Consider the following 12,850-nt stretch of genomic DNA (forward strand, 5'->3'; position numbering starts at 1 on the left):
CGATGTTAAATTATGTATGGCTTACTTTATTAGTGCTTGGAATTGGCGTAGCATTAACCACGGATATAATTGAAAAATCGGAAAACAAGTATAAGAATAATGAAAAATTAGCCGCAGAAATAATTTTGGAAGATTCTTCAAAAAGCGTTTATGACGGTAAAGTCCCGGTTTTGCTGAAGATAGAAAAGGAAAAATTCAATTCGTTTTATAGTGAAAAAAATCAGACGGATATTGAACAAATGGCATTACTTACAATATCACGAGATAAAAATTCAGGAGTTTTATTTTTTGTTGTTGATGAAAATAGTCCCGAATTTTGGAAAAAAATGGCAAAAATTTCCGGCAAGGAAGATGATCTTACGGGTAATATATATATTCAAAATAAACTGAGTTCGGCAAAGTATGAAGCTCAAATAACTTTGGAAAATATTTCATTCGCAAAAATGAAAGATGTTACAAACTCGGCTTTGGATTACGCGGGAACCGCTGTTGATATTGCGCTTGGATTAATTGGCATAATGACTTTATGGCTTGGAGTTATGAAAGTTGCTGAAGAAGCCGGATTGATTAAAATAATTGCGAATATAATGAAACCTATCACAAAATTTTTATATCCTTCCGTTCCTCAAGATCATCCGGCAATGGGCGCTATGATAATGAATATGGCGGCAAATATGCTCGGACTTGGAAATGCAGCGACTCCTTTTGGTTTAAAGGCAATGGAAGAATTAGATAAATTAAACCCGAACAAAGGAGTAGCCACAAACGCAATGTGTACATTCTTAGCCGTAAATACAGCGGGATTAACATTTATACCAGCAACGGCAATAGCGGTTAGGGCCGCTTCTGGAAGCAGTGATCCGGCAATAATTATCGGTACCTCCGTATTCGGGGCTTCTTGCGCTACTATTGCGGGAATTGCTTCCGCAAAAATTTTAGAAAAATTTCCGCTTAAGGAAGGCGGAATTTCAAGTTTGATTAAATCAAATGTAAAAGGATTTATAATATTTTTTTCAATTATTGCTTCGCTTTTTATTTTAAGTGTTACAGGTATTTTATCTGCTGTTTCTAAAAGTCTGAGTTTTTTAAATCCTGAATTTTTTAAAACAATAATTCAAGTAATTTCAATTCTTGCAATTCCGATGTTGATATTAATTTTTATTGGTTACGGTGCGATAAAAAAAGTTAAAGTTTATGAGATGTTTATTGAAGGAGCTAAAGAAGGATTTAATGTTGCTATTAGAATTATTCCTTATTTAGTGGCGATGCTTGTGGCAATAGGAATTTTTAGAGCCGGCGGGGCTATGGAAATTTTAATTTATATTTTAACTCCAATTACAAATTTAATTGGAATGCCGGCGGAAGCCTTACCAATGGCTTTAATGCGTCCTCTTTCCGGTTCGGGCTCTCTTGGCGTTATGGCAGAAATAATTGCTACTCATGGTCCCGATTCAATGATTGGAATTTTGGTTTCTACATTTTTCGGCAGTTCTGAAACAACTTTTTATGTAATTGCCGTTTATTTTGGAGCGGTAAATATTAGAAAAATCCGTCATGCGCTTGCCGCCGGACTTATCGCGGATATTGCCGGAGTTCTTGGCGCAATTTTTATTGTAAGATTATTATTCGGATAAATATGAAAGTATTAATTACAAGAAAAATTCCCTCAATTGCTAAAGAGCTTTTAATTCAGAAAGGAATTGAGGTAAAAGAATCTTCTCTTAAAAGACCTTTGACAAAAATTGAATTAATTAAATTCGCTAAAGACGCTGACGGCATATTATCTCTTTTATCGGATAAATTTGATAAAGAAGTTATTGACCAATTGCCAAAGTGCAAAGTAATTGCAAATTATGCAGTGGGATTTAACAATATCGATATTAGTTATGCAAAAAAACGAGGAATTATTATAACAAATACTCCTGATGTTTTAACCGACGCTACTGCAGAAATAGCTGTTTCACTAATTCTTGCTTGCTCAAGAAGAATTGTCGAATCGGAAAATTATATGCGGCAATTGAAATTCAAAGGATGGGAGCCAGAGTTGTTTTTGGGCATTCAACTCAGCGGTAAAAAAGCCGGTATAATAGGCGCCGGCAGAATAGGTCAAGCTACAGCAAAAAGATTAAAAGCATTTGGCTGTGAAATTTTATATTACGGTAAATCCAAAAAACCTAATTTTGAAAAAGAAACAAATGCAGAAAAAGTTGATTTGAATATTTTAATGAAAAGCAGTGATTTTATTTCAATCCACTTGCCTTTAAATTCTGAAACAAAAAATCTTCTTAATAAAGAAAAATTAGATTTGTTAAAACCTACTGCTATTATTGTAAACACAGCACGCGGTGAAATTATAGAAGAAAAGTATTTAATAGAACTTCTAAAAAACAAAAAAATATTTTCAGCCGGTTTTGACGTTTATGAAAATGAACCGAAACTGAACAAAGCTTTGTTCAAATTGAAAAATGTGGTTTTACTCCCTCATATTGGAAGCGCAACTTTCGAGACAAGAAACAAAATGGCGGAACTTGCGGCAAAAAACATACTTAATATCTTAAATGGAAAAGATGCATTAACTCCCGTTGTCTAAATCATTTATTGCAAACTATTTATAAATACCAAAGCGTAAAAATTTTTTTGTTTTGACTGTAATTTCTGTTTATTTTGATACATAAATAAATTAATACTTTAATTATGAGAATTGGAATACCAAAAGAAACATTAAGAGAAGAAAAAAGGGTTGCTATTGCCCCGGCGGGCGTTGACGCTTTGGTAAAATCCGGACATTCAATTTTTATAGAAACTCAAGCCGGATTGGGAAGTCATTTCACGGATCAAGATTATATTAATGTTGGCGCGACAATTGTGTATAGCGTGGAAGAAGTTTTTCAAAGAGCCGAATTAATTGCAAAAGTAACTCCATTGACTGAAGAAACTGCAAATTTAATTCAGGAAAATCAAATCATATTTTCGTTTCTGCATCTTTCTGTAGGTAAAAAAAATATAATTGAAAAATTAATTGAAAAAAAAGCCGTCGCAATCAGTTATGAGTTGATAGAAAAAAATGACCAGCTTCCGGTGCTTCAAACAATAAGTGAAATAGCCGGACAATTGGCTATACAAATAGGAAGTAAATATTTGAAGAGCGATGTGCCTTCGGGAAGAGGAATTCTTTTAGGCGGAATTCCCGGCGTTGCTCCTGCCGCGGTTGTAATTTTAGGAGCCGGTGTTGTAGGTTACAACGCCGCAAGAACCGCATATGCGTTAGGCGCGCAAGTAATAGTTCTTGATAAGGATTTGCGAAGATTGAGAAGAATTGGAAATACGATATCAAATAATATTACAACGGTTGTGGCAAATCCTTTAACAATTGCTCGCGGAGTAAAATTTGCTGATTTACTTATCGGCGCGGTTCAAATTAAAGGTGAAAAACTTCCTTTTATAATTACGGAAGATATGGTAAAAACGATGAAGCGCGGTTCGGTTATTGTTGATGTTTCAATTGACCAAGGCGGATGTGTTGAGACAAGCTATCCTACTACTTTATCCGATCCGATATTTGTAAAACATGACGTAATTCATTACTGCGTTCCAAATATTCCCGCGTTAGTCGCAAGAACCGCGAGTTATGGCTTAACAAACGCTTCTCTTGAATACATTATGAATATTGCCGATAATGGTTTATCCAACGCATTGCTTGGAGATGTTGGTTTATCAAAAGGAGTCTGCACTTATTTAGGCAATTGCACAAATGAAATTGTGGCGGAAACTTTTGAACTTGAATATAGAAGACTTCATGTTTTTTCAACGAATTAAATGAGCTTGAATAAGAAATGACATCAGAATTAGTTGGCAAAATATCAAAATCAACTTGGCGCGAAAAATACCGGTCAAAAGTATTTAATTCAGACGACGCGCTTAAAGTTGTAAAGTCCGGCGATAAAATTGTTGTTCAGCCGGGATGCGCGGCACCGATGGAACTTATTAGAGCCTTGGTAAGAAAAAAAGACGAACTTTCAGATATTTTGCTCTATCATATTTTAATTGTCGGTGATCTTCCGTATTTGGCTCCTGGTATGGAAAAACATTTTACCCATAAAGCATTTTTTATTGGAGGCAACGCCAGAAAATCAGTTAATGAAGGAAGAAGTGAATATGTCCCTATTTTTCTTTCTGAAGTAACTATGTTATTTAAACGAGGAGTAATTGTTCCGGATGTTGCATTAATAAATGTTTCACCTCCGGATGAACACGGATTTTGCAGTTATGGTATTGATGTAGGAAACATTAAAACTCCTGCCGAAAAAGCCAGAATTGTAATTGCTCAAATAAATGATCAGATGCCGCGGGGTTTAGGCAATAGTTTTATACATCTTAATAAAATTGATTTTATTGTTGAACACAATGAAGATTTGATGGAACTTCCTCAAGTTGATCCGGATACCGCGCCTAACATGCTTGCCAGTTATGATAAAATCGGCCAATATATAGCAGGAATGATTGAGGACGGTTCGACTCTTCAAATGGGAATTGGCGCAATTCCCGACTCGGTTATGAAAAATTTAAAAAACCATAAAGATTTGGGAATACATACCGAAATGTTCAGTGATGGAATTATTGATCTGGTTGAATCCGGTGTAATTAATGGCGAACGTAAAACTTTACATCCCGGAAAAATAATAGCCGGGTTTGTACTTGGAACCAAAAAATCATTTAATTTTATTGATAACAATCCTATATTTGAATTTCATCCTCAGGAGTATATAAATAATCCGTTTATAATTGCGCAAAACAATAAAATGGTTGCAATTAATTCAGCGTTGGAAATTGATCTTACAGGTCAGGTTTGTTCGGATTCAATTGGCACTCGGTTTTACAGCGGAATTGGCGGACAAGTAGATTTTATAAGAGGAGCGGCGCACTCGGAAGGAGGCAAACCTATTATTGCGTTGCCTTCTGCTACTAAGGATGAAAAGATAAGTAGAATTGTGCCAATTCTAAAACCAGGGGCAGGGGTAGTTACATCAAGAGGTGATGTTCATTATGTTGTTACTGAATATGGCATCGCAAATCTTTTCGGTAAAAGTATTCAAGAAAGAGCAAGAGCGCTTATAAAAATTGCTCATCCAAAATTCAGAGATGAACTAATTAAATTTGCTAAAGAGACTTATTATATTTAGGTAAAATGATTGCAGTAATTGGCGATATTCATGGATGTTATTACACCCTAAAGGAATTGTATTATAAAATAAAAAATTCCTATCCTTCGGCAGAAATTTTCTCCGTTGGCGATTTATTGGACCGCGGGCATTATTGTTTAGAGACGGTTGAATTTTTAAAAGAAAAAGAAATTAAATTTACTCCGGGAAATCATGACCTAATGTTTGTGCATTTTTTCCAGCTGCCGGGAAGTGTTTTTGCGAGAACTTGGATTCATAATGATAACGGCGAAACTTTAGCCGCATATGAATTTGAACCCGAAAAAATTTGGGACCATATTGAATACATAAATCAGCAGCCCTTTTGGTATAATCATGATGATGCTTTCATTACGCACGCAGGCTTTTCATCATTTTATAAAAAAATTGTACCTTCAGGATATAAGAAAAATTTAAATGTATTAGGTAAAATAATCGATAGTGAAATTGAATCTGATCATGGAGTTATGTGGAATAGAGATAAATTACTCGATTTGGGTAAATTGCAAATTGTTGGTCATACGCATAATGCCGAGCCCAAGTTCGATAAATCTTCTCATACGCTCTATATTGATACCGGAGCATTTAGAGGAAATAAATTGAGTGCCGCAATTGTTGAGCATAGTAAAATTATTGAAATTTTATCTGTAGATACTTATTTGAAGGATATTCATAAAATATAGGCATATATTTTTGACTGTAAAATTCATTTATTGATAATTAATATTGAAATAGATAATTTTTCGTTCCTATTAAAAGGAGGTTTTATAGAAAAACTTTACTTTATTTAGAATCTCAAATTACTTAGGTTATTTTTTAAATTTGAAATTAAAGAAACAAAACAATCGAAATTTCTACATCGCATTCCTGGTATTTTCAGTATTATCAGCATATGCTCTAATTCTGCCTGCTGGAAATAAAGCACGCATAAATAATGATTTGCCTTCTGCAGTAAATTTTAATTTTGATAACATCAATTCTAATAGGCATTTAACGGATAATCAATTTCCCGACTCTACCGATTTATTTCAGACTGATACTACAAACATGGATTCTCTTCAGCTAATGCAGATGGAATATGATTCTACAAAATTCGATTCGATGAAGCTCGATTCTACTTATAGGTTAAAAAACTTTAAATATGTACGGACTGATAATCAATTCCTTCAATTATTTCCGGATAGAAAATTAAGCTTATATGTTTATCCTTCTGAAAAATATATTAGAAGAACCGTTGAATTGGATTCGACGGGTAGCTTTGTAATTATTAGAGAATTAATTGCCAATAATGAAATTAGACAACCTATTAAAATGCCTCTTGAAGAATATATAAAATTACGTTTGGAAAATGTTGAGCGTGGATCATGGCAAGCGCTGGGTTATAAGTATCAGCTTAAAGAAGGCGCGGATGATCTTGGACAGCTTATCAAAGATATTACAAATATTGAAATTCCTCTCCCAAGTGTCGGTATTCTAAGTATTTTCGGTCCGCCTAAAATTAGTTTAAAAATAAGCGGAGCTGTTGATATACATGGAGCTTGGAGAAATGAAACTACCGAAGGTGTTACTGCGTCGCTTTTGGGAAACACAAGAAATGAACCAGACTTTAAACAGCAGGTTCAAATTAACGTAAGCGGTTTAATTGGGGATAAACTTACAATTGGCGCCGACTGGAACACTGAAAGAACTTTTGAATACGAAAACCAATTGAAACTTCAGTACAAAGGTTACGAAGATGAAATTGTTCAAAATGTTGAAGCAGGTAACGTTTCGCTTCAAACTTCGCCATTAGTAGGCGGCGGTGAAGCTTTATTTGGAATTAAAGCCCTATTCCAATTCGGTCCATTTAGTTTAACTGCTTTAGCATCACAGAAAAAAAGCGAGGTAGAAGAAGTTTCGGTTTCCGGCGGAACCCAGAAAAATGAATTTGAAATTCATGCCTACGATTATTCGCAGAACCATTATTTTGTTGATTTAGATTACGCCTCGACAGAACCGAATTTAAATCTTTTTGAAAAATATTTTGCTAACGCTAATCCTGTTGTGTTAAAAGAATATAAAATCAAAGAAATAGAAGTTTGGAAAACCACATCTCAAAGAATTGACATAAGCAACGAAAGAAAAGCAAATGCTTTTATTGATCTGCCTGCAAGAATATCTGATACTTCGTTAGTTCCTTATGACGAAGCATACAAACAAATTACAAGTAACTCAATTCCCGGAAGAAGCGTTATCAATGGCAGATTTGTCAGAATGATTGAAGGACAGGATTATGATGTAAATATTTATGCAGGCTTTATAAGTTTCAGAACACAAGTTAATCCTGAAGACGCGATTGCTGTTTCATTTAGAACAGAAGGGCCCGAAGGTATTGTTGATAAATATTACGGAGAATTTTTAAAGGAAAGTTCCGATACCTCATCAATAATGGTTTTAAAATTAGTTAAACCAGAGAAACTTCAACCCGGCGGAACTTTTGCTGATGCTTGGAAACTGCAGTTGAAAAATATTTATCCTATCGGCGGAAGGGATGTAAACAAAGAAGGTTTTAAACTTGATATCAATTATCAAATTCCGGGTCAGGAAGCGGTTAGGGAACTCGAAGGTAAGAATATTCTCGAAACGTTTGGCCTTGATTTGAGCGATGAGAGCGGCGGCGGTGATCCCGACGGCGCTTTTGATTTTGAACAGGGAAGGACGATTTTTACAAAAACCGGGGAAATAATTTTCCCAAGACTTCAGCCATTCGGCAAAGATTTTCCTTTTAGTCCCGATAAAGCTTATCAGGCAATTTATGATACAACCGTTACCTTTGCGAAAAACGATAAAGCTCAAGACAAATTTATAATTGTTGGCGAATATTCGGCGGCGGCTTCATCAGTTTACAACATTGGCTTCAACGTTGTTGAAAATTCAGTTAAAGTTACATTAGACGGAAGAACATTGGAGAACGGGACGGATTACAGTGTTGATTATAACATCGGTCAAGTAATTATTAGAAATGCAGACGCGCTCGTTCCCGGAGCCAATTTAAAAATTACATTTGAAAAAAATGATTTGTTTCAGCTCGCATCAAAAACACTACTTGGGTTTAGGGGAATTTACGACGTAAGTGAAAAAACAAAACTTGGTTTTTCATATTTGAACCTAAATCAAACTACTTTAAGTGATAAAGTTAGAATCGGTGAAGAGCCGCTTAACAACTCAATATTCGGTATGGATTTTCAAACTGGAGTTGATCTGCCGTTTTTAACCAAAGGTTTGGATTATTTAATTTCAACTAAAGAAATGTCCTCCTTTAATGTTAAAGGCGAATTTGCTTATATGAGTCCGGATCCTAATACCAAAAAGAGTACGATCAAAAGTGATAATAGTCAGAGTATTGCTTATATAGATGATTTTGAAGGCGCAAAAAGAATTATTCCCGTTGGTGTTAATTATACAGGATGGAAAGATTTAAGTATTCCAGATTCGCTCGAGGGAATTTCAAGTTTGGAAAGATTGAAAATAATGGACTATAAAGCTCAAAGTTATTGGTTTAATATTTATCCTTCCAGCGTAACAGTTGATTCTATTTGGGGTGGAAGACGTGACGTTGGACGTAAAGATAATCAAGTAACGGTATTGGACTATGTGTATAATCCGAACAAAAGAGGTACGTATAACTATAATCCGAAGTTAGATGATAAATCCAAACTTTGGGGTGGAATGATGCGCGGACTTTCTTCATCGGCGGGCAACTTGGTTGAAGAAAATATCGAGTTCATAGAATTTTGGATTAATATCGCGAACGCTCCAGCCGGATCTAAAATGATTGTCGACCTTGGGCAAATAAGTGAAGACGTAATTCCAAATAATGAATTTAATACCGAAGATAAACAACCATACAACGATATTCTTGATGAAGATGAAGACGTTGGACTCGACGGCATGACAGATGCCGAAGAAATTGCTCTATATGGCGATGTAGACGGAAGCGGAGATCCCAGCAACGATAACTTTAATTTTTCTCTTGGCTCAAGAGATTACTCAACTATAAACGGAACCCAGGGAAATGGAAAGTTGAGTGATGCAGGCAGACTGCCTGATTCCGAAGATTTGAAAAATAAAAATTACGGTGTTGATAAAATAAACAGTTATTTCCGTTATGAAATTCCTTTGGATACTTCTCAAAATAAAAACCCATATATAAGCGGTATCGGTGAGAAAAATTGGAGACAATTCAGAATTCCTTTGAGACAGGAAACAAGTAAAATTGGTAATCCGACATTAACTTTGGTAGAAGCCATTAGAATTTGTATTAATGGTTCCGACGAGCCTGTAAGATTGCGATTTGCCGAAATGAACTTAGTTGGAAATCAATGGCAGAAAGTTACTGTTCCGGGAAAAGTAACAGAAAATGATACTACATTGGTAATAGCTACAATAAATTTTGAAGATGATCCTAGTTACGTCAGTCCACCGGGAGTTCAAAGAGAAAGAGACAGAACACAAACTGAAGAGGTTGTTTATAAAAATGAACAAGCGTTGAAACTTACCGTAAATAAATTACAAGATAATGATTCCAGAGAAATTGTAAAGTATTTGTATAAACCTCTTGATGTTTTTGATTATAAAGAAATGAAATTATTTATCCGAGGTGATCAAAATGACGCGCCGGGTTCAATTTCATTTTATGAAAGCGCAAAAAATCACGGCTCCGAAGTTTATTTTAGATTTGGAACTGACACCTCAAACTTTTATGAATATCACATGCCTGTAACTAAAGGAGAATTTAATAAAAATGGATGGAGTGAAATTTCAATATCATTTGATAAATTAACCGCAATTAAACAAGTGAGGACCGATGATAAAGAATACTATGCGGATTCTGTCGCGGGACAAATCGGGCATTATTATGCCGTGAAAGGGAATCCTTCTTTAACAAAAATTAATTTCTTCTCTTTTGGTATTAAAAATCCAAAATCCGAACAAGAAACAATAGGCTCTGTATCTGGGGAAATTTGGATAAATGAATTAAGAGTACTTGGCGCCGACGATACGCCCGGATTGGCTTACAGCGGTTCAACTCAATTTAAAATTGCCGATTTGTTAACAGTAAACTTAAACGCGAGCAAAACAGATCCTTATTTTCACAAATTAAACCAGAGATTCGGCTCAAGAGTAGATAACTCAAGCTGGAGCGGATCTGTTAATTTGAATGTGTTTAAATTTATTCCGTTGAATTTAACAGGAAGCAGTCTCGGTGTAAGTTATTCAAGATCAGAATCGGTAACAAAACCTCTTTATGTTCCGGGGACTGATATTAATGTAGATGAAGCCGTAAAACTCGAAACAAAAAAACAAGTCGCCTCAGGTTTAACGGAACAGCAAGCCGAAAATTATGCCAACGAAACAATAAGAAAAACTTCGCAGACATTAAACATTTCGGATACTTGGTCGCTATCAAGTATTAAATTTAAAATTCCGAATAAAAGCTGGTATATTGAAGACATTATCAATAACCTTCAATTTTCTTTCAGCTTTAATAAAACTTTTAACAGAAATCCGCAAATGATATTTTCTAATGGATGGCAGTGGAACGGAAGCGGAAAATACTCACTTAACTTCAGCAAAGAAAATTATATCTTTGCCGCAGATATTCCGCTATTGGGAAGTTTTATTGAAATGTTCAAAGATTATAAAAATGTGAAGATTTATTTTTCACCTCAAACCTTTTCAACAGGTTTATCTGCAAATAGAAGAAATGCCGCAAGTTTAAGTCGGCAGGAAAGCGCTGAAATAAATACACAAAGAGATTTTACCGCAAAAAGAGATTTTGGTTTTAACTGGAAAATTACGGAAGGCGGATTCCTAAATTTGGGCGTAGCGTATAATGTAAACGTAGCTTCATCTTATGCTCATTTATTGGCATTTGACAATATTGGAAGATCGGAAAGCGATGTTTGGAGAGACATTTTAAATGGTCAATATTTCGGAAAGGATTACAGCTACGCGCAGAGCTTCAATTTAAAAACGGAACCTAAACTTCCACAGCTTTGGGATCTCAATAAATATATAAATGTAAATTTTTCGTTTACCAATTCATACAATTGGCAAAATAATTTCAAACAAGATACTTTGGGCAGAAGCGCGGGATTTTCAAACAATTTAAGAGCCGGATTAAGTATAAAACTTAAATCACTTTCAGCTCCATTGTTTATGGAAGATAAAACCGCTAAATCAACAACTCAAAATGTCCGTAATACACAGCAGAGAGGCGGCCCGAGAAAACCCGCAAATGTGGTTACTAATGAAAATTCAAATGAAGATGATGATTCTGATGATAATGAAAAACCGGATCAGCCGAAAGAAACTCTGCACGATGACAATGAGATTCAAAACGACACTTTAAATATTACGCCGAAAGAACCTATTTTTTCAATTGCACTTAATTATCTGAAACTTGCGTCGCAATGGTTGTTTTTTGAATATGAAAATATTAATATGGATTTTTCACAATCCATTTCTTCAAGCGGAAGCGGAATTAGTGCTAAAGGTACTGGATTTACAAATTTCTGGGGATTGCAGTCAATTGACGAAAATGGTCCTTCCCGTTCTTTTATGCTTGGACTAAATAGAAATATTGGACCAAGAGCGCCAAATGGAAATTTGTCCGATAATTTTTCTGAAAAAAATACTCTGGATTTTAAAACTTCACGCCCGTTGTGGGAAGGCGCGACGGTAAGTTTGAATTGGAATGTGGGATGGGGAATGAATAAAACCACTCGAATTACCACTGATGAATTTGGAAATGTTGAAATAAATGATATTACATCAACCGGAACATTGGATAAATCTTATATTTTTCTGCCGATTTTCTTTTCAAACGCCGGTATTGCAGAAGTTTACAAATTGTACCAGGAAAATAATAATCTAGCTCAAGCATTTGAAAACGGATTTGAAAGTATGCCGTTTTTACAAAACATCCCAATACTTAAAGAATTTTCCAAGTTTATTCCAAGGGCAAATTGGAGATTTGATTGGAAAGGTTTAGAGAAAATAGAATTCTTAAAAGGTTTTGCAAAATCTATTTCATTAAACCACGCTTATAGTTCCGGCTATACGGAAGGATGGAAAATTGATCCTGACGGTAAAAAACAAATTCAAACTCAAAAAGTAAACTACGGATTCATGCCTTTATTAGGCTTGAACCTAACGTTCGATAATATATGGGACGGAAATTTAACGGGCGCAGTTAAATATTCAACCAAATCAAGTTTTGATCTTGGTATTACGACGCGCAATATTACCGAATCATTTTCAAGAGATATAAATGTTACGGCAAGTTTTACTAAATCGGGATTTTCATTACCGATGTTTGGTCTGGATCTTAAAAACGACATTGAAATGTCGCTTTCTTACACAAGCGCTCAAAATTCTGTAGTTATTTTTGAAATGGAAAAATCAAAATTTAATGAAAAAGGAAAACCTCAAGACGGAACAACGAGGACAATTATTGAACCAAGAGTAAAATATACATTAAGCTCAAAAGTTACCTTGGCAATTTTTTACAAACGGACATCGGTAGAACCGCAAGGCGCTTCAAGAATTCCTCCAACAACGACAAACGAAGCCGGTTTGGATGTTCATATAGCTATTCAACCATAAAA

6 protein-coding genes are annotated in these 12,850 nt (G+C 35.0%); all 6 read left to right on the forward strand.

The window, feature by feature from the left end; translation table 11 throughout:
* Positions 1-2 precede the first annotated feature (2 nt).
* The 6 genes from IPK06_17435 (at position 3) to sprA (ending at position 12,848) form a co-directional block, all read left to right on the forward strand.
* On the forward strand, positions 3-1,634 hold the full coding sequence (locus IPK06_17435) for a spore maturation protein (GenBank protein ID MBK7981754.1): 1,632 nt from the start codon (positions 3-5) through the stop codon (positions 1,632-1,634).
* Positions 1,635-1,636: 2 nt separating this feature from the next.
* Entirely contained in the window at positions 1,637-2,590 is a 954-nt protein-coding gene (locus IPK06_17440; GenBank protein ID MBK7981755.1) for a D-glycerate dehydrogenase, read from the forward strand.
* Positions 2,591-2,694: 104 nt separating this feature from the next.
* Positions 2,695-3,816: an alanine dehydrogenase gene (locus tag IPK06_17445; GenBank protein ID MBK7981756.1), complete on the forward strand. Its 1,122-nt coding sequence runs from the start codon at positions 2,695-2,697 to the stop codon at positions 3,814-3,816.
* A 17-nt stretch (positions 3,817-3,833) separates the two neighbouring features.
* On the forward strand, positions 3,834-5,180 hold the full coding sequence (locus tag IPK06_17450; protein ID MBK7981757.1) for an acetyl-CoA hydrolase/transferase family protein: 1,347 nt from the start codon (positions 3,834-3,836) through the stop codon (positions 5,178-5,180).
* A gap of 5 nt (positions 5,181-5,185) precedes the next feature.
* Positions 5,186-5,881 carry a metallophosphoesterase gene (locus tag IPK06_17455; protein ID MBK7981758.1) on the forward strand — a complete coding sequence of 232 codons (696 nt, stop codon included), beginning with the start codon at positions 5,186-5,188 and terminating at the stop codon, positions 5,879-5,881.
* A gap of 139 nt (positions 5,882-6,020) precedes the next feature.
* On the forward strand, positions 6,021-12,848 hold the full coding sequence (gene sprA, locus IPK06_17460; GenBank protein MBK7981759.1) for a cell surface protein SprA: 6,828 nt from the start codon (positions 6,021-6,023) through the stop codon (positions 12,846-12,848).
* The last annotated feature ends 2 nt before the right edge of the window (positions 12,849-12,850 follow it).

This window comes from Ignavibacteriota bacterium (assembly GCA_016713565.1).
Taxonomy (GTDB): Bacteria; Bacteroidota; Ignavibacteria; order Ignavibacteriales; family Melioribacteraceae.